The sequence below is a fragment of the Romboutsia sp. 1001285H_161024_C4 genome (assembly GCF_015550185.1).
Lineage (GTDB): Bacteria > Bacillota > Clostridia > Peptostreptococcales > Peptostreptococcaceae > Romboutsia_C > Romboutsia_C hominis.
Window position 1 is genome coordinate 503,163 of record NZ_JADNAJ010000001.1, and the last position, 26,671, is coordinate 529,833.

Annotated in this window: 23 protein-coding genes; 21 read left to right on the top strand and 2 right to left on the bottom strand. The window is 28.3% G+C overall.

The window, feature by feature from the left end; all coding sequences use genetic code 11:
- Positions 1–148 precede the first annotated feature (148 nt).
- The 16 genes from I1959_RS02650 (at position 149) to I1959_RS02720 (ending at position 16,069) form a co-directional block, all read left to right on the top strand.
- Positions 149–541, top strand: a complete 393-nt coding sequence (locus tag I1959_RS02650) for a GntR family transcriptional regulator (protein ID WP_195237013.1) — start codon at positions 149–151, stop codon at positions 539–541.
- Between the two features lie 15 nt (positions 542–556).
- Positions 557–1,948, top strand: coding sequence for a PH domain-containing protein (locus I1959_RS02655; protein WP_195237014.1), 1,392 nt, complete (start codon positions 557–559; stop codon positions 1,946–1,948).
- 356 nt (positions 1,949–2,304) lie between these two features.
- Complete coding sequence (locus I1959_RS02660; RefSeq protein WP_195237015.1) at positions 2,305–2,829, top strand: dimethylarginine dimethylaminohydrolase family protein; 525 nt, start codon at positions 2,305–2,307, stop codon at positions 2,827–2,829.
- Between the two features lie 264 nt (positions 2,830–3,093).
- Positions 3,094–3,663, top strand: a complete 570-nt coding sequence (locus tag I1959_RS02665) for a TlpA family protein disulfide reductase (protein ID WP_195237016.1) — start codon at positions 3,094–3,096, stop codon at positions 3,661–3,663.
- Positions 3,656–3,805, top strand: a complete 150-nt coding sequence (locus I1959_RS15830; RefSeq protein WP_275890807.1) for a CD1871A family CXXC motif-containing protein — start codon at positions 3,656–3,658, stop codon at positions 3,803–3,805. The genes I1959_RS02665 and I1959_RS15830 overlap by 8 nt, the downstream gene beginning before the upstream one ends.
- Positions 3,806–3,814: 9 nt before the next feature.
- Positions 3,815–4,699: a 4Fe-4S binding protein gene (locus tag I1959_RS02670; protein WP_195237017.1), complete on the top strand. Its 885-nt coding sequence runs from the start codon at positions 3,815–3,817 to the stop codon at positions 4,697–4,699.
- A gap of 77 nt (positions 4,700–4,776) precedes the next feature.
- On the top strand, positions 4,777–5,445 hold the full coding sequence (locus I1959_RS02675; protein ID WP_330615153.1) for a response regulator transcription factor: 669 nt from the start codon (positions 4,777–4,779) through the stop codon (positions 5,443–5,445).
- Positions 5,442–6,893 carry a sensor histidine kinase gene (locus I1959_RS02680; RefSeq protein WP_195237019.1) on the top strand — a complete coding sequence of 484 codons (1,452 nt, stop codon included), beginning with the start codon at positions 5,442–5,444 and terminating at the stop codon, positions 6,891–6,893. The genes I1959_RS02675 and I1959_RS02680 overlap by 4 nt, the downstream gene beginning before the upstream one ends.
- Before the next feature lie 171 nt (positions 6,894–7,064).
- Entirely contained in the window at positions 7,065–8,408 is a 1,344-nt protein-coding gene (locus tag I1959_RS02685; protein ID WP_195237020.1) for an ABC transporter permease, read from the top strand.
- 11 nt (positions 8,409–8,419) lie between these two features.
- Positions 8,420–9,049 (top strand): ABC transporter ATP-binding protein, encoded by a 630-nt coding sequence (locus tag I1959_RS02690; RefSeq protein WP_195237021.1) that lies wholly within the window; start codon positions 8,420–8,422, stop codon positions 9,047–9,049.
- A 23-nt stretch (positions 9,050–9,072) separates the two neighbouring features.
- A complete protein-coding gene (locus I1959_RS02695) occupies positions 9,073–9,450 on the top strand; it encodes a hypothetical protein (RefSeq protein WP_195237022.1) in 378 nt (125 codons plus the stop codon).
- Positions 9,451–10,309: 859 nt separating this feature from the next.
- Positions 10,310–10,996, top strand: coding sequence for a FadR/GntR family transcriptional regulator (locus I1959_RS02700; RefSeq protein ID WP_166505173.1), 687 nt, complete (start codon positions 10,310–10,312; stop codon positions 10,994–10,996).
- A 206-nt stretch (positions 10,997–11,202) separates the two neighbouring features.
- Positions 11,203–12,918 (top strand): dihydroxy-acid dehydratase, encoded by a 1,716-nt coding sequence (gene ilvD, locus I1959_RS02705; RefSeq protein ID WP_195237023.1) that lies wholly within the window; start codon positions 11,203–11,205, stop codon positions 12,916–12,918.
- Positions 12,919–12,949: 31 nt separating this feature from the next.
- Positions 12,950–14,323 (top strand): GntP family permease, encoded by a 1,374-nt coding sequence (locus I1959_RS02710; RefSeq protein WP_195237024.1) that lies wholly within the window; start codon positions 12,950–12,952, stop codon positions 14,321–14,323.
- Positions 14,324–14,415: 92 nt separating this feature from the next.
- Positions 14,416–15,060: a bifunctional 2-keto-4-hydroxyglutarate aldolase/2-keto-3-deoxy-6-phosphogluconate aldolase gene (locus I1959_RS02715; protein WP_195237025.1), complete on the top strand. Its 645-nt coding sequence runs from the start codon at positions 14,416–14,418 to the stop codon at positions 15,058–15,060.
- 4 nt (positions 15,061–15,064) lie between these two features.
- Positions 15,065–16,069 carry a sugar kinase gene (locus I1959_RS02720; RefSeq protein WP_092926424.1) on the top strand — a complete coding sequence of 335 codons (1,005 nt, stop codon included), beginning with the start codon at positions 15,065–15,067 and terminating at the stop codon, positions 16,067–16,069.
- 175 nt (positions 16,070–16,244) lie between these two features.
- Here I1959_RS02720 and I1959_RS02725 read toward each other — a convergent pair whose 3' ends face one another.
- Together I1959_RS02725 and I1959_RS02730 are read right to left on the bottom strand one after the other, a co-directional pair.
- On the bottom strand, positions 16,245–16,934 hold the full coding sequence (locus I1959_RS02725) for a YoaK family protein (RefSeq protein ID WP_166505175.1): 690 nt from the start codon (positions 16,932–16,934) through the stop codon (positions 16,245–16,247).
- A 481-nt stretch (positions 16,935–17,415) separates the two neighbouring features.
- Positions 17,416–18,123 (bottom strand): GntR family transcriptional regulator, encoded by a 708-nt coding sequence (locus I1959_RS02730; RefSeq protein ID WP_195237026.1) that lies wholly within the window; start codon positions 18,121–18,123, stop codon positions 17,416–17,418.
- Between the two features lie 197 nt (positions 18,124–18,320).
- Here I1959_RS02730 and I1959_RS02735 point away from each other — a divergent pair, with 197 nt between their 5' ends.
- From I1959_RS02735 to I1959_RS02755, 5 genes are all read left to right on the top strand, one after another.
- Positions 18,321–20,219 carry a beta-glucoside-specific PTS transporter subunit IIABC gene (locus I1959_RS02735; RefSeq protein ID WP_195237027.1) on the top strand — a complete coding sequence of 633 codons (1,899 nt, stop codon included), beginning with the start codon at positions 18,321–18,323 and terminating at the stop codon, positions 20,217–20,219.
- A 32-nt stretch (positions 20,220–20,251) separates the two neighbouring features.
- Positions 20,252–21,688: a 6-phospho-beta-glucosidase gene (locus I1959_RS02740; RefSeq protein ID WP_195237028.1), complete on the top strand. Its 1,437-nt coding sequence runs from the start codon at positions 20,252–20,254 to the stop codon at positions 21,686–21,688.
- Between the two features lie 332 nt (positions 21,689–22,020).
- Positions 22,021–22,452, top strand: coding sequence for a MarR family winged helix-turn-helix transcriptional regulator (locus I1959_RS02745; RefSeq protein WP_195237029.1), 432 nt, complete (start codon positions 22,021–22,023; stop codon positions 22,450–22,452).
- Positions 22,453–22,616: 164 nt separating this feature from the next.
- Positions 22,617–24,356 carry an ABC transporter ATP-binding protein gene (locus I1959_RS02750; RefSeq protein ID WP_195237030.1) on the top strand — a complete coding sequence of 580 codons (1,740 nt, stop codon included), beginning with the start codon at positions 22,617–22,619 and terminating at the stop codon, positions 24,354–24,356.
- Entirely contained in the window at positions 24,343–26,244 is a 1,902-nt protein-coding gene (locus I1959_RS02755; protein ID WP_195237031.1) for an ABC transporter ATP-binding protein, read from the top strand. Before I1959_RS02750 ends, I1959_RS02755 begins: the two co-directional genes overlap by 14 nt.
- Positions 26,245–26,671 lie beyond the last annotated feature (427 nt).

Here is a 26,671-nt window from a genome sequence, read left to right on the forward strand (position 1 = left end):
AAATCCACGAAAAAGGTATTGACCATATTTAGTCAATATCTTTTTTAATTTTGAAAAATATTGAAATAAAGTATTATTTGTATTACTATATATAATACAAATAATACTTTGTTTTAGTTTAAAATTATTTTAAAATCGAGGTGTTTTGATGATTATTAATTTAAATTTTGAAAGTGAAGTTCCTATTTATTTACAACTTAGAAATGAGATTGTAATAGGAATTGGTAAGGGGGAATTTATTCAGGGAGAAGGTATTCCTACTGTTAGACAAATGGCTGAGGATTTAGGGATTAATCCTATGACAGTCAATAAGGCTTACGGACTTTTAAAAAGAGAAGGTTTTATCACAATTGATAGAAGGCATGGGGCTAAGGTTAACTTACTTTCTGGTGGAAAGTTGGAGTTTAAGGAAAAGTTAGAAGAAGACTTGAATTTGGTTATATCAGAAGCAAGTATCAAAGGGGTAAAAAAAGAAGAGTTTATGGATATGTGTGAGAATATATTTAGTCTGATGAAATGTGTGTCTTTAGATAGCAAATAGGGGGAAAGAAAATATATGAAGAATTTTATCTTAATGCCTGCATTTATTATGATTACAATTGTGGTTTATTTTACAATGAAGAGTGCAGCTAAACCAAGAAGAAATATATTGTTTGGAGTTACTCTTCCAACGCAAGCTTTAAGTGATGATGCTGTTTTAAAGATGATTGATGATTACAAGAGAATAATAAATATATTTACTTTAGTAATTATATTAACTGGATTGCCAATAGCTTTTATAAATAAGGAACTTTTATCAGTTTTATATTTGCTTGCTTGGAGTTTAGTTACGGCAGAATGGTTAGTTAGGCAACCTTATATACATATGAATAGAAAGCTTAAAAAGTTGAAGAAAGATAATGAATGGTTTATTGGGGAAAAAAGAGTTGTAAGTATGGATACTAAAATTAGTAGGTTAAAAGATAAGATGCCTATACCTAATAAGTATATTCTTATACCTTTTGGTATATCTTTGATTCCACTTATTATATCTATAGTTAAATATGATGAAGATTTAAAGTATGCAACTTTTATAGCAGTTATATTAATGGCTGTATTAGCGTTATTATATTTTGTAGGATTTAGAGGTAGTAATAAGCTTAGATTAAAAGTGTATAGCAAAAATAGTGATATTAATTATATTTTGAATAAAGAAGAAAAATATTTAAATTCAATTGCTTGGTTTATTACATCTTTAACTTCAAGTATAGTTTTCTTGTTTACATATTTAGTAATTTATGAAGTTATTAATGTAAGTTATTACGTTATAACTATTATAGCTATTTTAGGGGCTATAGTTACTTTTGTAGTATATATTTATACTAATAATAGAATAAAAAGTTTAGAAGAAGAGTTACTTAAAATAGATAAGGAAGTTATTTATACAGATGATGATGAGTATTGGATAGATGGATATAAATATTATAATGAAAATGATTATAACTCAAAAGTAAATCCTAGATTTGGATTTAATACATATACTTACAACTTAGCTACTAAAAAAGGTAAAATATCATATTATTCAGGATTTATAATATATGCAGTGATTTTTATACCATTATTTTTTAATTTATCAAGTATGGAACTTACTGATCATAAGATTAATATATCAAATGAAAGTATAAGTATTGATTACCCTTATTATGATTATGAATTTAGTGTTAATGATATAGAAGATATTAAATTAGTAGATGAAGTTAGTTTTAAACTGAGAACTAATGGTATAGGCACTGATGAATATTGTAGAGGCAATTTTAAATCTAGAGAATATGGAAAGTGTAGAGTATATATTTACAATAATAGTAAACCATATATCATTGTAAAATTGAAAAATAACTATTTTATATATAACGAAAAAACTAAAAATGAGACTATGGATATATATCATCGGTTAATAGAAAAATTATAAAATTAAACCACATTAAATTCATAGATATTTATCAAAACTGCTTGTGCTAATAATATAAAACTACAAAATAATTTATAGTATATATGGATAGGAGGAACGATTCGTTCCTCTTTGTTTATGCGGTAAATTTATATGTTCATAGTATAGATAATAACATAATGATGAAAGTTTATTTAAGAATCATTACAAATCTAATAACTTAGAAAAATATATATAGCTTATAATGTAAAAATATAAAGACTATAAAAGGAGGTTATTATGGATAGTTATTTTACAATAGGAAATAATATCATAGAAGGAAAGAAATTTTACCTATACGTAGTATTTTAGAAACTATTGCATTTTCTAGTAATGCCATGTATGTATCATTACCTATGGTAGATACTTCAGAAGGTTTAAATTCAGAATTAGGACCATTTTTAGAAGGTGGAGATGTTTTAGTTCTTTACAAAACAGTTTTTGTAGGAAATTCAGGACAAGCATCAAATGACAATGGATATAGATGGTTAAAAACATTTTTAGGACATTTTGGTTATAATGTAGTTCAAGTTCCATTAAAAAATAATGTGCTACATTTAGATTGCGCATTAAGTTTGGTAAAAGATGGACTAATGATTGTATGTGAGGAAGCTTTAATAAATGGTATTCCAGAGGAGTTAAAAAATTGGGATAAGATATCAGTGCCTTATAGTGATGTATCAAGATTAGCTGTAAATGGATTGCCAGTTAATGATTCAGTATATATTTTAGATCCGGAGTTTGAATATATAGGAAAACAACTAATTAGTAAGGGGATAACTGTTGAATATATTGATTTTGAAATTTCAAGAAGTTTAGGAGGATCATTTAGATGTAGTACACAGCCATTATTAAGATATTAAACAGTGATAAAATGAATATTTTAATAATTGTACTTAGAAAAACTTAATCGTGGGTATGAAATAAAAAAAGTTATTAGTAATTTGCTAATATCTTTTTTTATTTTAATAATATTAGCGTAATTATATATATATTTAGTAATAGAAAATAGAAAAATATTTTACAAGGAAAAATTTATATTTTATAAAGATAAGCATTTAATTTCATATTGGTTTTACATTAAAACATTATAATATTTATAAAGACAAATATTAGGAGGGGAATATATGAATAAAAGTAAATTAAAAAAGGGAGTTACACTATTATTATCAGCTATAACTATATTTTTAATAGTGGGATGTACAAATTCAGAAAATAGTAATCAAAATATTTCATCTAGTAATATTTTTAAAGAAATGAAGACTAAAGATATTAATGGGAATACAGTAGATAGTTCTATTTTCTCAGAAAAGAAACTTACATTAGTTAATGTATGGAATACAGGGTGTACCCCTTGTATAGATGAAATTCCAATATTAGATAAATTAAATAAAGAGTATGAGAAAAAAGGTGTTTCAATAAAAGGATTATTGTTAGAGTCAGGAGTAGGATTAACTGAACAAGAAAAATCAGTAGTAGAGGAAATATTAAGTAAATCTAAATCAAGTTATCAACAAATTACTATGTCAAAGAATATGTTAGAAAATGATATTTTTAAAAATATAGATGCATTTCCTACGACATTTTTTATAGACAAGGATGGCAATATTGTAGATCAAATAGATGGTTCTAATGATTATGAAGGATGGAAATCTAGAATAGAAGATGTATTAAAAAAGGTTGATGTAAATGAGTAAATTTATAAAAAAAAATAAAATTGGCTTAGCTTTAATAACTTTAGGCATGTTATCATTATTTCTTGGCATTCATAGAGGTGAGCACTTAACTGTAGCCAAAAAATCTAATATTATATGTCTTGAATGCATAGGAATTGGGTAGGGGATAGCTATGAATTTAATAATCAAAATAAAATCTAATTTTAGACTAATTTTTCAAATTGTATTTACAGCTTTAACTAACGGTTACTTACTAGGATATATGAATGGTAAGATATATAAAGGGGATAGTAAAAAACTATGTGTACCTGGGCTAAATTGTTATTCATGTCCAGGTGCAATAGCATCTTGTCCAATTGGATCTCTTCAAGCAGTACTTGGAAGTAGAGATTTTAAAATTTCATTTTATATAATTGGATTTTTAATGATTATAGGTGCATTTATCGGAAGATTTGTATGCGGTTGGCTATGTCCATTTGGATTAGTCCAGGATTTATTATATAAGATTCCCGGAATTAAGAAAATAAAAAAGGTACCTAATGATAAGTATCTAAGGATTTTAAAATATATTATATTAGTAGTATTTGTAATTATATTACCATTATCCATATCTAACTATTCAGGTGATGGTAAACCATGGTTTTGCAAATTAATTTGTCCTTCTGGGACACTGCTTGCAGGTATACCACTTATATCAATGAATAGTTCACTTAGACGTATAATAGGACCTCTATTTGCTTGGAAAATGCTAATTTTAATAAGTATTATTGTTTTATCGATTAAGATATACAGACCATTTTGTAAATATATATGTCCTTTAGGAGCTATATATGGTTTATTTAATAAATATTCTATTTATAGATATGAAATAGACTACAATAAATGCACAAAATGTAATTTATGCCATAAAAAATGTGATATGAATGTAATTGTGCATGAGACACCAAATAGTGTAGAATGTATAAGATGTGGAAAGTGTATAGACGTATGTCCTAAAAATGCAATAACAACTACTTTTTCTAAATCTAAAGGTTTAAATGAGAAGTTAAATATTTAAAATTTGCTAATGGAAAGTATAATATATTAGATTATGTTTTGTCTATATTAATTAAAATAATAATGAGGTTATTAAAAGTGAATGCAAAGATATTAATTGTAGAAGATGAAAGAGATATAAGGGAAGGAATAAGTGAATATTTATCTGAGGTTGGATATGAAGTTATGGTAGCCGAAGATGGACAAGAAGGAATTGATTTATTTAAGGGAAGTAAATTTGACTTAGTAGTATTAGATATAATGCTACCAAAATTAAATGGATTTGGTGTTTTAAATCAAATTAGGGAAATAAGTAATGTGCCAGTAATGATGTTAACTGCTATGAGCGATGATTATACTCAAATTATGAGCTTTAATGAAAAGGCGGATGATTATATAACTAAGCCTTTCTCTGTAATAATACTTCATAAAAGAATAGAGGCACTATTAAGACGTAGTCAAGATGTAGAAAATACAAACAAATGGGTGTATAAAGATATAGAGGTAGATTTCTTAGGTTTTTCAGCAAAAAAGCAAGGAGAATCAGTAGATTTAAAGCCAAAGGAAATTAAATTATTGGAGCTATTATTAAAATATAAAAATCAAGTATTAACTAGGGGTCAAATATTAGATAATTTATGGGATATTGATGAAGCTCCAACTGATCGTGTAATAGATGTGTATATTAAAAACCTTCGTAAGAAGTTGTTGATAGACTGTATTGTAACAGTTAAAGGAATTGGATATAAGTTTGAGGAGCAGATATGAAAAAATTAAAGCTATTTCAAAAAACTTATTTATTTACAATGATATTAATGGGGATAATAATTATTATCTCTCATACTTTACTATATATGCTATTACCTACATTTTATATTAATAAAAAGCAACAAGACTTAGAGAATATTAGTAGGCAATTGATAGAAAAGTTAAAAGACAGTGATGAAAATGCTAGTAAGAGTATAGCAAAAGATTTTGCTAATAGATATAATGTTAATATTTCATTAACTATAAAAGATGAAACCTCCGTATTTGAAGGTATTAAGCAAGCTGATGTGTATATAGAGCCTGAATTAATTAATGAAAAATCTTTAATAATTCCTGAAGTAGAAAAAGATATAAACTCAGAAGGACTAAATAATTTACCTAATGAAATAAAACAAAATGCTAATTACTTAAAGGCAAAAGGCAACTCAATAATTACTAATAAAAAGTTTAATACATCAGATAATATAAATGGATCCGTAAAAATTGTAATGGATTTACAGTCTTTTAAAGAAGCTAGAAGTGTTGTATTTATGATATTACCATATTCTATAGGGATAAGTTTAGTTATTTCACTATTTGCATCATATGTTTATGTAAAAATAATAACTGATCCAATAAAAGAAATATGTGAAATAACAAAAGAAATGAAGGACTTAAATAAAGATGTTTATTGTAATATAAATACAGGTGATGAAATAGAATTATTAGCAACCAATATAAATAGTTTATATAAAACCCTTTGGAATACTATACATTCTTTAAAACAAGAAATTGAAAATGTAAGTAAATCTGAGCAAAGTAAAGTAGATTTTTTAAGAAGTGCTTCTCATGAACTTAAGACACCTCTTATGAGTATTCATATAATGTTAGAAAATATGATGCTTAATATTGGGAAATATAAAAATCATGAGGTTTATTTACCTAAATGTAAGGATGCAGTGGTTGATTTAAGTAACATGGTTCAAGATATACTAGATACATCAAGGCTAAATACTTTAAGTGAGCATAGTGAATATAAAATTATAAACATAAAAAATGTATTAGAGAAAACTATAGAGCCATATAAAATCACAGCAAAATATAAGAATATTAACATGAGCGTTGATTATTCTAATTCATTAAATATAAATACAGATGAAAGTTTATTAAAGAAAGCTTTATCAAATATTATTTCTAATGCAGTAAACTATACAGATTCAGGAAAAAATATAAATATATACTTTAACAACAATTCATTGATTATAGAAAATGAATGTGATCCAATTTCAAAAGAACATTTAGAGCGAATATTTGAAGCTTTTTATAGAGCGGAATTTGATAGAAATAAAAATACTGGAGGAAATGGATTAGGTCTATATATTGTTAAACAGATATTAAATACATTAGATATACCATATTCATTTGATGCTACTGAAACAGGTATGAAATTTACTATGACTTTTAAATAATATAATCGTATAGAAACTATTAAAGAACACTTAGCAGTGTTCTTTTTTTATAAATAGAAGAAGAAATATATAAAATACACATGATTAGTTATTTAATTTTATATTTGTTTCACATTGGAATTATATTATTTAGCTATAAACAAAAGAAATATTATTTAAGGAGGAGAAATAATGGACGTACTAAAGAGAGCTTGGTTATATATAACTAGAAAGAAGAAGAAAAGTTTAATAATGCTATTTATATTATTTGCAATAGCTACAGCTATATTAAGTGGTATAGCAGTAAAAAAAGCTACAAATATAGCAAAAGAGAATGCTACCTCAGGGTTAAGCAACTTCTTTAGTATAAATTCGCAAAGAATTTCAAGAAAAACTATAGAAGAGATATTAAAAATTAAGGACATTAAAAACTATAATGCATCAATAGATGGTGGAGGAAATATTGATGGGCTTAAAAAAGTAAAGCCAACTAAAGAAGCACCATATGACTATGAAGGATTAGAAAAAACTTTTATAGCAACTGGAAATGATAATACAGAATCAGATCTTAAGTTTGTTAATAAGAGTATTAAATTAGTTGAAGGAAGGCACATAAAGCCTGGAGATAAAGGCAAAGTGCTAGTACATAAGAGTTTAGCTAAACTTAATAATTTAAAGATAGGCGATAAATTAACTATAAATAAAATGCATGGAAGAGATAGTCATGCAGTTCCAGGAAAAGGTCAAGATCAAATGACACTTGAAATTGTTGGTATATTTGATAATGTAATAGAAGAAGCAGAAAGAGAAGGTACTTATTTAGATTTAATAGAAAATTATTTATTAACTGATAATAATTCTATACAAGAGTTTTATGGATATACAGATAATGATGATGTATTTTATACAACAAGTTTCTATGCAGATAAGAATACTAATATAGATTCTGTTATATCTAAGGTAAAACAATTACCTATAAACTTAAATGGTGCAAGAATCGACAAGAGCGGAGATATATTCCTTGCATTATCTAAGTCATTTGAGACAATGGATAAAATAGTAAATATGATGTTAATCGGAAGTGCAGTAATTGGTGTAGTTATATTATCACTAATATTAACATTCTGGATTCAAGGAAGAATTCATGAAACAGGAATATTATTATCTATTGGAGTTTCAAAGTTTAAGATAATAGCACAATATATAAGCGAATTATTGATAATTAGTGTATTAGCATTTAGTTTATCATATTTCTCAGGACAATTAATAGCTCAAAATGTTGGGGATTCATTAATGCAAAAGGCAGCAAATGAAACTGTACAAAGTATAAAACAAGAAGCTGGATTTGCTTTAGGAAATGACCCTGACACTAAGATGCTTACTTACACATCAAAAGATATAGAAGTTAAAATAACTCCTAAAGAAATGGTATATGTATGGGCTGTAGGATCAGCAGTTATAACTGCATCAGTAGCTATATCATCATTATCTATAATACGTTTAAAACCAAAAGAAATATTATCTAAAATGAGTTAGGAGTGAAGGATATGTCTATTTTAAAATTAAATCAAATTGATTATTCATATAAAAATGGAAAAAATGTATTAAAAAATATAAATATGGAGTTTGAACAAGGTAAGTTCTATACAATTTTAGGTACATCAGGAGCTGGGAAAAGTACATTATTATCCTTATTAGCAGGATTAGATGAACCTAAAAAAGGTCAAATTTTATTCAAAAATACAGATATAAAAGAAAAAGGATATGAATACCATAGAAAAAATAATGTATCTTTAGTTTTTCAAAATTATAATTTAATAGATTATTTAACACCATTAGAAAATATAAAAATAGTAAACCCTAAAGCTACCGAAATGGATTTAGAGGTACTTGGACTAAAAGAAGAAGAGATAAATAGAAATGTTTTACAATTATCAGGAGGGCAACAACAACGTGTTGCAATAGCAAGGGCACTAGTTGCTAATTCACCTATAATATTAGCAGATGAGCCAACTGGAAATCTAGATAGTGATACGGCAAGTGAGATTGTAGAAATATTAAAATCAAGTGCACATGAACATGGAAAGTGTGTAATTGTTGTAACTCATAGCAAAGACATGGCTAAAGAGGCTGATGTGATATTAAGATTAAAAAATAGAGATTTAGTAGAAATTTAAATTTATAAAAAGGAAGATTAATTATGAGAAAATATAGTAAACAAAATAAGAATTTTATAGTTGTAGTATTATATGTTATATCTTCAATTACAGCTATATATACATTATTTAGTATATATAATTCATATATATACATTTCGGGACTTGTAAACAACAATGGTTTAGTTATAAGTGAACAGTTAATGAGTGTTGTATCTTATTATATAAATGCATCTATGCCATATGTATTTTATACTATAGCTATTTGGGGGATAGGTTATATTATATATAAGCTAGATAACTTAAAAATGTATGAGACAAATAGTGAAGATAATCAGGTAGAAAAGGATATTAATATAGAAGGAGGTGAGGAAGATTTAGATTCTTTTATAAATGAATTGAAAAGCGATAACATTCAATAATAAATGAAAAGCTAATAAATCATATAAATAATGAATGTAAGATCATATACAAGAAATAAATAATAGTTAAGAAAATAGTAGATATGATTTATGAGGATCGTCTTTACCATTGAAATACACGAAAAACGTATTGACTTAATTGTCAATGCGTTTTTTATTTTAGTTATTATAAATAATACAAATTGAAGTCTATAATGAGCTATACTTTGTAACAACTATATTAGATTATATAGAAGATGATGTACTTGAAAAACATATTATTGAAAGTGTAATTAATGGACATATATTACTTATAGATATATTAATTGAAAATAAAATTTTAAATAAATGGACAGAGTTAGATAACTAAAAATTAATCTATATTGAACTTAACTCCCATGCCTAAGATGAATTTCTTAGGTATGGGAGTTTCTCATGAAATTAAACCACATTAAATTTATAGATATTTATCCAAACTGCTTATGCTAATTGAATATCACTATTAATGACATATATATTATAGCCTAAATCCTAATAGCTACTTTAAAAGTAAATTATTAAATGAATTGTATAGTAGTGAATTATACTAAAAAAGAATTTATAGAATGAATAAATTTGCTATTTATTTTTAAAGTTAATATAGTATAATATAGTTGTAAGAAAAATAAAAAGAAATCACAATCTAGTCATGTAGAGTAGTGATTTCTAGTATAAATTATTTTTATTTAATTTAAAGTAAAACTTTAAACCACTTTTTCTACGGTTAATAGATAAGTGGTTTTTTATTTTATAAGGAGACATAAAAACTTAGAATAAGCAATTACATAATTAAGCGTAAAGACTCTACAAAAAACATATCAAAAAACAAGAGGAGTAAAATATGAAGGAAGAAATAACAAAACCATTAGGAGAAACAACTTCAGAAAAAATAATAAAGTTAATAGTAGATGAAAACCTAAAAATAGGAGACAAATTACCAAATGAATATGAACTAGCAGATAAATTAGGTGTAGGTAGAAGTACAATAAGAGAAGCGATAAAAGCATTAGTATCAAGAAATATACTAGAAATAAAAAGAGGTTCAGGAACATTTATAAAATGTGGGGTAGCAGATGATCCATTAGGATTAATGTTTGTAAAAGACAAACTAAAACTAGCAGTTGACTTATTAGAAATAAGATTTATGATAGAGCCTAAAATAGCAAGTTTAGCAGCTATAAATGCAACTAAAGAAGATATAGAAGAGCTATCAAAATTATGTGATGAAGTTGAAGAACTTATATTAAATGGAATACCACATATGGAAAAAGATATAGAATTTCATACAGCAATAGCTAGAAGCAGTAAAAACTTAGTAACAACAAGTTTAGTTCCAATAATAAATAAATCTATAGCAGTATTTATAGACGTTACAAATACACAATTAAAAAATGAAACAATAGAAACTCATAAAGAGATTTTAAATGCAATAAAAAATAAGAATGCAAATGAAGCACATGATGCTATGTTACTTCACTTAGCATACAACCGTAGAAATATAAATAGGATAGTAGCTGAAAAAAATTAAATAAATAAAACAAAAATACGTCTGATTAATCGGATGTATTTTTGTTTTTATATTTAATTATATGCTGATTAAAACTACTTAAATACCTTAGGAAAAAGTTTTTACGAAAAAAATAGATAAAATATTGTAAAAATACGTCAGACGTGTTAATATTAAGTAAAGAAAGACGTCAGACGTATTATAAAAACCAATAAGGAGAGTAGGATATGATTAGTCAAGAAGTTAGAAAAATAGCTCCTGAAATGGATCCTTTAAGGAGAGGTATGGGATGGAGTGTAGATGATTTATCTAAGCCACAAATAATAATTGAAAGTACTTTTGGAGATAGTCATCCAGGAAGTGCACATCTTGATATATTTGTAAATCAAGCTATTAAAGGTGTTAATGAACTTGGAGGAAAAGGTTCTCGATTTTATGCAACTGATATATGTGATGGTCAAGCACAAGGCCATGATGGAATAAATTATTCTTTAGCATCAAGGGATACACTAGCAGCGTTAATAGAAATACATGCAAATGCAACACCTTTTGATGGTGGAGTATTTATCTCAAGTTGTGATAAGGGTGTTCCATCTCATTTAATGGCAATAGGTAGAGTAAATATCCCATCAATAGTTGTTACTGGTGGTGTTATGGAAGCTGGGCCTAATTTACTTACATTAGAGCAAATAGGAATGTATAGTGCTATGTATCAAAGGGGAGAAATAACAGAAGAAGAGTTAACATATTACAAGCATAATGCATGTCCTTCATGTGGTGCATGCTCATTTATGGGAACAGCCTCAACAATGCAAGTTATGGCAGAAGCATTAGGATTAATGTTACCAGGAAGTTCTTTAATGCCAGCAACATGCAAAGATTTAGAAGATGTAGCTAAAGAAGCAGGACGTTATGCTGTTAAGTTAGCTAAGTTAAATTTAAAGCCAAGAGATATAGTAACTTATAAATCTTTTGAAAACGCTATTATGATTCATGCAGCAATCTCAGGTTCAACTAATTCATTATTACACATACCAGCAATTGCACGTGAATTTGGAATAGACCTTGATGCAAATGAATTTGATAAAATACATAGAAATATACCGTACTTACTAGACATCAGACCTGCTGGAAAATGGCCAGCAGAGTACTTCTACTATGCTGGCGGAGTTCCTGCAATAATGGAAGAAATAAAAGATTATTTACATTTAGATGTTATGACAGTTACAGGAAAAACATTAGGTGAAAACTTAGAAGATTTAAAAACAAATGGGTATTATGAAAAGTGTGATGAGTATTTAAGTAAAGTTGGATTAAAAAGAGAAGACGTAATACGTAAAAATACAAATCCAATAGGTGACAATGGTGCAATAGCTATACTTGGAGGTAATCTAGCACCAAAAGGAGCCGTTGTTAAGCACTCTGCAGTTCCAAAAGAAATGCACAAAGCTATATTAAAAGCTAGACCATTTGATAGTGAAGAAGAAGCTATAAATGCAATATTAACAAAAGCTATAAAGCCAGGTGATGCAGTTATCATAAGATATGAAGGTCCAAAAGGAAGTGGAATGCCTGAAATGTTTTATACAACAGAAGCTATATCATCAGATGAAGAATTATCAGCGAGTATAGCATTATTAACAGATGGAAGATTTTCTGGAGCATCTAAAGGTCCTGCAATAGGGCATATATCACCAGAAGCTGCAGTAGGGGGACCAATAGCTTTAGTTTGTGAAAATGATTTAATAGAAATTGATATACAAAGTAGAACGTTACAAGTTATAGGAATTAATGGCAAGGAATGTAGCTTAGAAGAAGTTGAAAAAGTATTTGAAGAACGTAGAAAAAATTGGGTTCCTAAAGAGGAAAAATACAAATCAGGAATACTAAGCATATATTCTAAAAATGCAGTTGATCCAATGTTAGGTGGATATATGAAATAATTAAAAATTAATTATAAAATGGGGGAAAAATATGTTAACTGGACCATTATTAATAGGTGTATTTTTATTAGCAATCGCTATATTACTAGTTTCAATAATAAAGTTTAGACTTAATGCATTTATAGCATTATTAATAACATCATTAGTAACATCTATTTTAGTTGGAATGCCAATAGGAGATATAGCCTCTACTATCTCAGGTGGATTTGGATCTACATTAAGTGGAATTGGGATAGTAACTGGATTAGGTGTAATGTTAGGAAAGTTTATGTTTGAATGTGGAGCAATAGAAACTATATCTAATGCAATACTTAATAAGTTTGGTGAGAAAAATAGTCCAGCAGCAATAGCTATATCAGGATTTTTAACTGGTATACCAGTATTTGGGGATGTAGTGTATATAATGTTTGCACCTATGTTAAGAGTTTTATCTAAAAAAACTAATATATCAATGGTAACATTTGCATGTGCAATATCAGTAGCAACAACTTGTACATATTCATTAGTAATACCTACACCAGCACCACTTGTTGTTTCAGAAAGTTTAGGAATTGATGTAGGAATATTCTTTGTATATGCAATTTTAACAGCTTTTGTAGCAACAATTACAGGTGGTATATTATATGGTAAGTTTTTAGATAAGCAAGATAAGAAAAATGGACATTTCTATACTTTTGAAGATATAGAAGAGATAGAAGATGAATTAGAAGCAACTAAAGAAACTAGACCTATGCCATCTTTTATGAAGTCTTTATCAATATTATTAGTTCCAATAATACTTATACTTTTAGGTAGTTTTGTACCTTTAGCATTAGGAGAGAACAATTCGGTAGTACCTTTATTTAAGTTCTTAGGAGATAAAAATGTTGCAATGTTGATAGGTGTTATATATGCAGCGCTTATATCAAAACCATATATAACTAGAAGTATATCTGATATTATGAATGACGCAGCTGACCAAATTGGTCTTATATTACTAATAACTGGAGCAGGTGGAGCTTTCGGAAAAGTTTTACAAGCAACAGGAATAGCAGATTATATAGCTGGTTCATTATCACAATTTAGTATACCAATATTACTACTTTGTTTCTTAATATCTCAAATTATACGTTGTGCACAAGGTTCAACAACAGTTGCGCTTATGACAACAGCATCTATATTAAGTGGAACAATAGCAGCAAGTTCTGTATCTCCTATATTATGTGCAATAGCAATATGTGCAGGTGGAATAGGTTTATCACTTCCAAATGATTCAGGATTCTGGGCTATAAGTAGATTCTTTAAAATATCAGTTCAAGACACTATAAGAGGTTGGACAGTAGGTGGATTTATAGCAGGTTTATCAGCACTTGCATTTATATCTATACTATCTTTATTCCAAAACGTTTTACCAGGTCTTTTGTAATTAGTTTTTAAATAAATGGGAATCTCAAAATTAATATATAATTATTTGAGATTCTCTTTTTAAATATATAAATTTAATCGGAGGAATTTATTATGAAAAAGATGAAAGTTTTAAAAGCACTACAAGAGTGTGGCGTAGTTGCTGTTGTTCGTGGAAATACAAAAGAAACAGGAATAAACATTGCAAAAGCTTGTATAAAAGGAAATGTAAAAGCAATAGAAGTAACGTATACTAATAAATTTGCAAATGAAATAATACGTGAATTAAGTGAAGAATTTAAAACTCAAGACGATGTAGTAATAGGAGCAGGAACAGTACTAGATCCTGAAACTGCGAGACTTGCTATATTACAAGGAGCTGAATATATAGTATCACCATCATTTAATTTAGAAACTGCTACTTTATGTAATAGATATAAAGTAGCTTACATACCAGGAGTTATGACTATAAATGAAATAGTTTTAGCACATGAAAGTGGAGTCGATGTTATAAAATTATTCCCAGGAAGTGCATTTGGACCAAGCTATATAAAAGCTATAAAAGGACCACTTCCATATGCAAATGTAATGGTAACTGGAGGCGTTAACATAGATAACTTAGATGTATGGATAAATGCTGGAGCTGATTTAGTAGGAATAGGTGGAGAGTTAAATACTATCGGAGAAGAAGGGAAATTTGATGAAATAACATCAATATGCAAAAAATATATAGAAAAATTAAACAAAGCAAGAGGATAATAAAATGAGAGTAGCTGGATTTGGGGAAATAATGCTTAGACTAGCAACTAATAAAGGTTTTATGATATCTAATACAAACAACTATAATGCAAATTATGGTGGAGGAGAAGCAAATGTTTTAATATCTTTATCAAAGTTTGGAATAGATACAAAAATGATAACAAAAGTTTCTAATAATGACATTGGAGAAGGAATCATAAATTATTTAAATAGCCATAGAGTAAATACTAGCCAAGTTCAAAAAGGTGAAGAAAGAACGGGAATATACTTTTTAGAAGTAGGAAGTGGAAATAGAGCATCAAAAGTAATTTATGATAGAGCAAACTCAGCATTTAGTAATATGAAAGTTACTGATTTAGATATAGAAAAAGCTTTAGAAGATGTAGATTTATTTCATTTTTCAGGAATAACTTTAGCTTTATCTAAAGAACTAAGAGAATTAACTATGAATATACTAAAGCATTGTAAAAAGAACAATATATTAGTAAGTTATGACTCAAATTATAGAGCAAAGCTTTGGACTATAGAAGAAGCAAGACAAGCTACATTAGAGATATTGCCTTTCGTAAATATACTATCAGCAGGGATATTAGATGCTGAAAATATATTAAAGATGAATTGTGAATATGAAGATAAGTATGAAAAGTTAAGTCATTATTATAATGAAATAAATAAGATTTATCCAAATATAAATCATATGTTTTCATCCATAAGAACTATACAATCAGTATCAGTAAATACTTTACAGTGTAATTATTATACTGAAGGAAAGTTTTATACATCTAAAGAATATATTATAGATGATATAGTGGATAGAGTAGGTGGAGGGGATGCCTTAACTGCTGGAATACTATATTCTATATTAAATAATAAAGAAGCTGAGTACCTGGTAGAATTTGCAACCGCATCATCAGTTTTAAAGCATAGTATATATGGAGATGCAAACTTAGTTAATGTAGATGATGTAGAAAACTTAATGCAATATGGAGCTGGAAAAATAGCTAGATAATCTATATTTTTATATAGAGAATCGTGGGTATTATTGTATAGCAAAGTAAAGTTGAAAAATAACTATTGTATATATGGTATGATGACAATGGAAGAATGATTATATGACTAAATAAAAGTAAATTTTACTCCCATGCCTAAGATGAATTTCTTGGGTATGGGAGTTTCTTATAAAATTAAACAACGCTACATTCATAGATATTTATCCAAACTGCTTGTGTTAATAATATAAAACTACAAACCCATACAGCCTTAGTACTTATAGCAATAGATATTAAAGTACCTGGAATAGCTCCTAATGCAAAAGAGAAAGTAAGACATGTAAAAATAATTAACTTTCTTATAGAATCTTTACTTTTTTCGTCTAATGCACTATATAATAATTGACCAACATTTCTAATATTTCCTGTACATATAGTTGTGTTAAATGCAATACCAAGGCATTCTCTAAATAAACACAGCTGATATCCCATAAAAAAAGAAACTAGATTAGTAACAATAATATCCGGGAAAGAAGTAGGTATAAGTCCTATAAAGAATAGTGCAATTGCTTCTAAGATTAGGGCTAGTTTTCTCCAATCTCCTTTAAATTTATGTATTACAAGTAGAGCTTTAACTAGTTCACTAAATGCAGCACCTAATATACAAGCAACAATTGGAATAAAGTAGCTTAGTGCACCTTGCCACTGACCAAGTGCTATGTTAATTCCTAATTTAGACATATTAGCAGTGTGCATATTAGCTAATATATGATGCCTTGTAATGTAGGTATATCCATTCATATACCCTCCAACAATGGTTACTATCATTATAAATATAGGCTTTTCCCAAGGAGGGACTTTCTGTTTTATTTTATTATTTTTCATATAATTTTACCTCTTGACATGTGAATATCACTATTAATGATATATATATTATACCCTAAATTATGATAGTTCTTTAAAAATAAATTATTAGTATGATTAAAATCATTTAGTATTTTAACTTACGATATTTGAAAATTAAAATACAGGATAAAAAGGCAAAAGACAACTTACATATTTATATCAATAAGAATAAGCTACTAATAAAGACTTTCTATTAATGGAGGTATTTGTATGAGTAAATCTAGCATGGTATTGTAAAAAAATATATATAGCTTTGATGAGTTTATTAATATTGATGAGACTATTGGTAGTAGGATTGTTGAGATGAATAAATATTTTTAATTATTTTTTGGACTACCAATAGTATTGACTAAACAGAAGATACATTAGAAATAAGTTAATAAAAATAACATTAATATATAAATGGAAAAAATTTAATGGAATAAAATAAAGAGTATTGAAATTTTACTTTCAATACTCTTTATTTTATTGGCGAAGATTGAAGGAAAAATTGTGTATGCTTGTAATGATAAGTCAATTTTGTAAAGTTAAACGTCAATCCAGATGATAAATATATCTGTTCAAGAACAGTCATAGCAGGATCACCAGAATTTAATTCAAGTATACTAGCTACATCATCACTTAACTTATCTATATGAACATATCTATCAGAAAAACCTATATTCAATCCTAAAGCAGCCTCTAAATATTCAAATATAGACTTTTCAGCAATTTCTTTAGTTAAATATGGTACAACGCTCTTCTTATAGTAAGACTCTTCATAGCACATAATCTCACTATCAATATATCTTATTCTTTTAATAGAATAAACTTCATCTTCCGTAGAACATTCAAGCGACTGGGCTATTTCTTCACTTGGATTTATTACTTCAAAGTTTAATACTTTTGAAGTAACTTTAAAATCTTTTAGAGTAGTAGTGAATCCAGCAGTTACATTTAAGTCTATATAACCGGTACGGTTTCTTCTTCTTACAAATATTCCACTACCTTGAACTTGATAAACTATTCCTTTAAGAACTAAGGATTCTAAAGCCTTAACTATAGTACTTTTACTTACATGATAGTCTGAAGCAAGAGTTTCTACGGTAGGTAGCTTTGTCCCTTGAGAAAAATCATTATCGTAAATATATTTTTCTATATTATTAGCTATTTGTTGATATTTCAGCATTTTTACACCCTTTACTAGTCAAATTATTTTATTACTAAGTATAGCATAAATGATAAATAAAACCAAGGTAATGGGAATGTGAGAAAATGTTTTCAAAAAAATATTGACAAAATTGTACCGGTATAATTATAATATGAATATATAATATAATTGTACATATGGTGTTTGATGAAAAGAATAATTTAGGGGGAAATATTATGTCAAATAGTATTCGTGACTATGAAAAGTTAGCGGTAGATATATTAGAAGCCGTTGGAGGAAAAGAAAACGTTATTAAAGCATCAAGATGCGCAACTAGACTTAGACTAGTTTTAAAAGAAACTCCTAAAAATGCAGATAAAAAAGTTTCAGAGCTTACTGGTGTTATAACAGTAGTAGAAACTGGAGGTCAGTTCCAAGTTGTTATAGGAATGCATGTAGGAAAAGTATTTGATAAATTATCAAGTTTAACTAATTTAGATACTTCAAATGATGAAGAGGAGCCAAAAACAAGTATATTAAATAGAGTAATTGCAACTATGTCTGCTGTATTTGCACCATTTATATATATATTAGCTGCAGCAGGTATTTTACAAGGTTGTTTAATATTAATAAATATGGTAAACCCATCTTTTGCAAGTACAGGAACATATGAAGTATTAAGCTTTATGTCTTGGACACCATTTACATTTTTACCAATATTCATAGCTATTACAGCATCAAAGCATTTTAAGTGTAATCCATATATCGCAGTAGCATGTTGTGCGGCACTTGTAAGTCCGAGTTGGGCAGAGATAGCATCAAGGATAGCTAGTGGAGAAACAGTAACATTTTTAGGAATTGGTTTAGCTGAAACAACATATACTTCATCAGTTTTGCCTCCATTATTTTTAGTATGGTTATTGTCTTATGTAGAAAAATTTATAGAGAAGAAATTACCGGATGCTGTTAAGCCATTATTTACACCATTTTTATGTATGCTAATTATGGTTCCTCTTACTATAATCGTAATAGGACCTTTATCAGATGGAGTAGCTACAGCTATAGCAAATGGATACAACTATTTATATAATATAGCACCAACAGTTGCAGCTGCAGTTATAGGTGGGTTATGGCAAATCGTAGTAATATTTGGAGTTCATTGGGGAGTTACACCAATGAATATAGCAAACTTCGAGATGAATGGGATGGATACATTCCAAGCATTCCAAACAATGGCAGTTATAGCACAGGTAGGAGCTGTTGTAGGAGTATGTATAAAATCTAGAAGTATGGCAACAAAGAACATATCATTATCGGCAGGTATAACAGGTATATTCGGTATTACAGAGCCAGCAATATATGGGGTAAACTTAAAGTTTAAGAAACCATTTATAGCTGGATGCATAGCAGGGGCAGTAGGTGCAGTAGTCGCAGCTTTATTTAACACTGCGTACTATGTATATGCTGGACTTCCAGGAATGTTAACAATAGTTAATGCTATTAGTGCTGATAATCCAAGTTCAATAATGGGTATGTTATTAGGATCAGCTATAGCATTTTTCGGAGCAATAATAATTGTCCAAATAATAGGTATCGGTGAAAAAGAAGAAAAAAGCAAAGAAGATAAAATTAAAGAAGTAAAAGAAGTAGAAAAAGAAGAAGTAATAGAATTAAAAAAAGAGATACAAATAAAAAATCCTATTACAGGTAAAGTAATAGCCCTTGAAAATATAAAAGATCCAGTATTTTCATCAGGAGCTATGGGTAAAGGTATAGCTATAGAGCCAAAGGACAATAAAGTATACGCTCCATTTAATGGAAGTGTAGAATTTGTAGCTGATACTAAACATGCAATAGGTTTACGCTCTGAAGAAGGTGTAGAATTATTAATTCATGTAGGTATGGATACTGTAAAAATGAATGGAGTAGGATTCAATCTTAAAATAGAAGCTAACTCGACAGTAAAAGAAGGAGATTTACTTTTAGAATTTGATATAAAGGAAATAGAAAAAGCAGGATATTCATTAGTTACACCAGTAGTAATAACTAATAGTGATACTTATGAAGAATGTGCATTATACATAGATGAAGAAGTAGAGTTTGGAAAATCAATAATTAATATAAAAGAGAAGTAAACGCAAATAAATATTTATGCAGGAGGATAACTATGAATCAATTACCAAAAGATTTTTTATGGGGTGGAGCATTTGCTGCCCATCAATTTGAAGGTGGATGGAACGCAGGAGGAAAAGGTCCTAGTGTTGTAGATGTAATGACTGCAGGGGCACATGGTGTACCTAGAGAAATAACTGAAATAGTTATGCCAGATAAATTCTATCCAAATCATGAAGCAATAGATTTTTATAATAGATATAAAGAAGACGTAGCATTACTTGCTGGAATGGGAATTAAGTGCTTAAGAACTTCTATAGCATGGACAAGAATATTCCCTAAGGGGGATGAATTAGTTCCAAATGAAGAAGGTTTAAAATTCTATGATGATTTATTTGATGAATTATTAAAGTATAATATAGAGCCTGTTATAACTTTATCTCATTTTGAAATACCACTACATATAGCTAAGGAATATGGCGGATTTAGAAACCGTAAAGTAGTAGATTTATTTGCTAACTTTGCAGAGGTTTGTTTCAAGAGATATAAGGATAAAGTTAAGTACTGGATGACTTTCAATGAGATAAACAATCAAATGGATACGGATAATCCATTATTCTTTTGGACAAATTCAGGAGTAACAGTTGAGCCAGGAGAAGATCCAAAGGCTATATTATACAAGGTTGCACATAATGAATTATTAGCAAGTGCAAAGGCAGTGATAATAGGTCGTAAAATAAATCCTGAATTTAAAATAGGATGTATGGTTTCTCATGTACCTATATATCCATACTCTTGTAACCCAGATGATATAATGGCAGCAGAAGAAGCAATGCGTCAAAGATTCTTCTTCCCAGATGTGCACGCACGTGGACATTATCCAAGATATGCATTAAAAGAATTTGAAAGACAAGGCTATGATATAGGAATGGAAGAAGGAGATGTTGAAATATTAAAGGCTGGAACTGTAGACTATATAGGATTTAGTTACTACATGTCTACTGCTGTAAAATCTGATGTAAATAATGATAATTCAGGTTCTGTTAACGGAGCATTATCAAACTCAGTACCTAACCCATATATAAAATCTAGTGACTGGGGTTGGCCAATTGACCCAGTTGGTTTAAGATACACTTTAAACCGTCTATATGATAGATATGAACTTCCATTATTCATAGTTGAAAATGGATTTGGAGCAATAGATATAGTTGAAGAAAATGAAGAAATACACGATTCTTATCGTATAGATTATTTAAGTAAACACATAGAAGAAATGAAAAAAGCAGTAAACTATGATGGAGTAGAATTAATGGGATATACTCCATGGGGAATAATAGATTTAGTATCTTTCACTACTGGAGAAATGAAAAAGAGATACGGTATGATATATGTTGACCGTGATAATGAAGGTAATGGTACTATGAAGAGATTATGTAAAGATTCATATTTCTGGTACAAAGATGTGATTGATTCTTGTGGAGAAAAATTATAGGATAATAAAAATTTTTAGTACCACAAAAATAGTGGGTATGATTATGAAGAATCGTCTCAACCATTAAAATCCACGAAAAGGGGCTGTCGTGCTAAAAAATAGAACGACGGTCTTTTTATATCTCCTCGTTAGTATAGAAGTATTGAAATTACTTTTGTAATTGAAGGGTAAGTAGTTTGTTTTATTAATGCTAAGAAAGTCTTGAAAAGATATAAACATAAATTAGTTAAGATTTTATAGAATAGCTATATTTATAAAATAGAATTTGACAAACATTAGAATTAATTTATATAATAATATTAAAATGATAATTTTAAGTTTGGAGTGATTATATGAAAAGGGTAGAAACAATAGGTTTTGAAATTAAAACCATAAGTAACCTTATAAAGCGAAAAATTAATGAAAGCCCTTTTGAGTTTAATGATCTTACTGGAATGCAAGGTTGGATACTTAAATATGTTCATATTCAATCACAATATAGCAATGTATTTCAAAAGGATATAGAAAAAGAATTTAAGATCAGACGTTCAACAGCAACAGGAATACTCCAATTACTTGAAAAGAATGGCTACATTATAAGAGAATCAGTAGTAGAGGATGCCAGATTAAAAAAAATAGTTTTAACTGAAAAAGCTATAAGGGCTCAAGAAGAATTAACAGAAAGAGTCGAGAAGCTTGACAACTTAATTGAAAGTGGATTAACTAATGAAGAAATAGAAACATTCTTCAAAATAGCAAAAAAAATTAAGAAGAATTTAGAATAAACCGCAAAATATAGCGGTTTTGTTTTGGATACATTGTTAGGAAGCTTACAATTAGCGTACTAACAAATAATGATAGCTTAAGTATAACTTAAATTATTAATTCGACAAAATAGTTTCTATATTAAACAGTTAAATTTACGAAAATTTGATAAGGGGAGGTATATATGTTAAAGACATTACTAAATGAAGTAAAGGAGTACAAAAAAGATTCTCTAAAAGCACCACTTTATATGGTTGGAGAAGTTGCTATGGAAATAATAATTCCACTTCTTATGGCTGCAATTATAGATAAGGGTGTGGAAAATGAGAATATAAAAATGGTTCTATTTATTGGGATATCAATGTTTGTTATTGCATCACTTTCTTTAACTTTTGGTGTTTTATCAGGAAAGTATGCGGCAAGTGCTAGTGCAGGCTTTGCAAAGAATTTAAGAAAGGCAATGTTTGATAATATTCAAGAGTTTTCATTTTCAAATATTGATAAATTCTCAACTGCAGGACTTATAACTAGGCTTACAACTGATGTTACAAATGTTCAAAACTCATATCAAATGATTATTAGAACATGTGTAAGAGCTCCTCTTATGCTTATTGGGGCTATGGCTATGGCTTTTAGTATAAGCCCAAAACTTTCATGTGTTTTCTTAGGGGCAATATTATTTTTATCACTGGTACTATATTTTATTATGAAAACAGTTCATCCTATTTTTACAGATGTATTTAAAAAGTATGATGATTTAAATTCAAGTGTTCAAGAAAATGTTAATGCAATTAGAGTTGTTAAGGCTTATGTTAGAGAGGATTATGAAATTGAAAAATTCCATAAGGCTAGTTCAAATGTTTACAAACTTTTCGTAAAAGCTGAGAAGGTTCTTATTTTAAATATGCCAGCAATGCAATTTGCCATGTATACTTGTATACTGTTAATATCTTGGCTTGGTGCTAAGATGATTGTTTCAAATAACTTAACTACTGGTGAACTTATGAGTTTTTTCACTTATATTATTAATATTTTAATGAGCCTTATGATGATTTCTATGATGTTTGTTATGATTACAATGTCAAAGGCATCAGCAGAGCGTATTGTTGAAGTTATTAAGGAAGAATCTGATATAGCAAATCCTGAAAATCCAATTAAAGAAATAAAAGATGGTTCTATTGAATTTGATAATGTTAATTTTTCTTATAAGAAAGAAAGCAAAAACTATGTATTAAGTAATGTTAACTTAAAAATCAACTCAGGAGAAACTATTGGTATTTTAGGGGGGACAGGAAGCGCAAAATCTTCACTTGTTCAATTAATTCCAAGATTATATGATGTCTCAACAGGTTCAGTTAAGGTTTCTGGAATTGATGTAAGAGAGTATGACTTAGAATATTTAAGAGATGAAGTGGCTATGGTTCTTCAAAAGAATGTTTTATTCTCAGGAACTATAAAGGAAAATCTTCGTTGGGGTAATGAAAATGCTACTGATGAAGAATTAATAAGAGCATGTAAACTAGCACAAGCTGATGAGTTTATAACAAAATTCCCAGATGGATATGACACATATATTGAACAAGGTGGATCAAATGTATCTGGAGGACAAAAGCAAAGGCTTTGTATTGCAAGAGCACTTCTTAAAAAGCCTAAGATATTAATTTTAGATGACTCAACAAGTGCTGTTGATACAAAAACTGATTCTTTAATTAGAAAAGCCTTTAGAGATGAAATACCTGACACAACTAAGATAATAATTGCTCAAAGAGTCTCATCAATTCAAGATGCAGACAAGATTATTGTTTTAGATGAAGGTATTATTAATGCCATAGGAACACATGAAGAGTTGCTTATTAATAGTGATATTTATCGTGATGTTTATCAATCACAGATGAAAGGAGCTGATAAGGATGAAAGCAAATAGAGAACCAATGGCAGGAAAAGCTAAGATGAGAAATCCAATGAAGAGTGTTAAAAGACTTTTAGGATATATATTTGAGAATTACAAGATTCACTGCTTTGTAGTATTAGCATGTATATTAATAAGTTCCATTGCAAGTGTTATTGGAACAATGTTTTTGAAAAACCTTATTGATGATTATATACTTCCATTTATAAATCAAAAAGAAGTAAACTTTACACCACTTTTAATGATGCTTATGAAAATGGCAGTAGTATATTATGTTGGTGTTTTAGCAACATGGACATTCAGCAGAATTATGGTTAATGTTTCTCAAGGGACCTTAAAGAGAATAAGAGATGATTTATTTGAGCATATGGAAACACTTCCTATAAAGTATTTTGACACTCATGCTCATGGAGATATTATGAGTGTTTATACTAATGATACAGATACTTTACGTCAAATGATAAGCCAAAGTTTACCACAGCTTTTATCATCAATAATTACTGTAGTAAGTGTTTTAGTTTCAATGATTATTTTAAATATTCCACTTACGATTATTACTTTAATCATGGTTTCATTAATGATGTTTGTAACTAAAAAAATTGCTGGAAAAAGTTCTGAGTATTTTATGGCACAACAAAAGAATATTGGTGCATTAAATGGATATATAGAAGAAATGATTGAAGGTCAAAAAATAGTTAAGGTCTTCTGTCATGAACATAAAAGTATTGAAGACTTTAATAGATTAAATGAAGGACTTAATGATAGTGCAAATAATGCAAATAAGTTTGCAAATATTTTAATGCCTATTATGAATAACATGGGACATTTAAGTTATGTTATTACAGCAATGGTTGGTTCATTACTTGCTATTTTAGGTGTTGGTAATTTCACATTAGGTGGGCTTGCTTCTTTCCTACAATTTAATAAATCATTTAATCAACCAATTTCACAAATATCAATGCAATTAAACTCAGTTATTATGGCACTTGCTGGTGCAGAAAGAATATTTGAATTACTTGATGAAAAATCTGAAGAAGATGACGGATATGTTGAACTTGTAAATGCAAAGATAGATGAAGATGGTACAATTACTGAAGTTAAAGAAAGAACAGGAATCTGGGCTTGGAGGCATTATCACAAGGATGAAGGCACAACAACATATACAAAGCTTGAAGGTCACGTAGAGTTCGATGGAGTAGATTTTGGTTATAATTATGAAAAAATTATACTTCATGATATTGTAATTAATGCAAGACCAGGAGAAAAGATTGCTTTTGTAGGAGCAACAGGAGCTGGTAAAACAACAATTACAAACTTAATAAATAGATTCTATGATATTCAAGATGGTAAGATTCGTTATGATGGAATTAATATAAATAAGATTAAGAAGAATGACTTAAGAAGATCACTTGGAATAGTTCTTCAAGACACACATTTATTTACTGGAACGGTTATGGAAAATATAAGATACGGTAAATTAGACGCAACTGATGAAGAAGTAATAGCAGCTGCAAAACTTGCAAATGCTGACCACTTTATAGACCACCTTCCAAATGGATATGATACTATTTTGACTGGAGATGGTGGAAATTTATCACAAGGTCAAAGACAATTACTTGCAATTGCAAGAGCTGCAGTTGCAAATCCTCCTGTATTAATTCTAGATGAAGCGACATCAAGTATTGATACAAGAACAGAAAAAATTGTTCAAGAGGGTATGGATAAGCTTATGGAAGGAAGAACAGTATTTGTTATTGCCCATAGATTATCTACAATTAAAAACTCAGATGTTATTATGGTTCTTGATCAAGGAAGAATTATTGAAAGAGGAAATCATGATAGGTTAATTGATAAAAAAGGAGTTTACTACGAACTATACACTGGTTTACTTGAACAAAGTTAAATATTTTAAGAGTGCTTATTAAATTTAAGCACTATTTTTTTATATGTGATAATGATATATATATCAAAATGGGTAATTATGAGGGTATTTAATAAGGTTAAATTAAGCAGTGAAATTACCGTTAATAATAAAAGATTTAAATGTACATATAGTTGTGTTAAATGCAATTTTTATCTGATTATTATTTTTCATATACTTTTACATATTAATATGTGAATATCACTATTAATGATATATGTATTATACCTTAAATTATTATAGTTCTTTAAAAATAAATTATTAGTATGATTAAAAGCATTTAGTATTTTAACTTACTATATTTGAAAATTAAAATACAGGATAAAAAGGCAAAAGACAACTTACATATTTATATCAATAAGAATAAGCTACTAATAAAGACTTTCTATTAATGGAGGTATTTGTATGG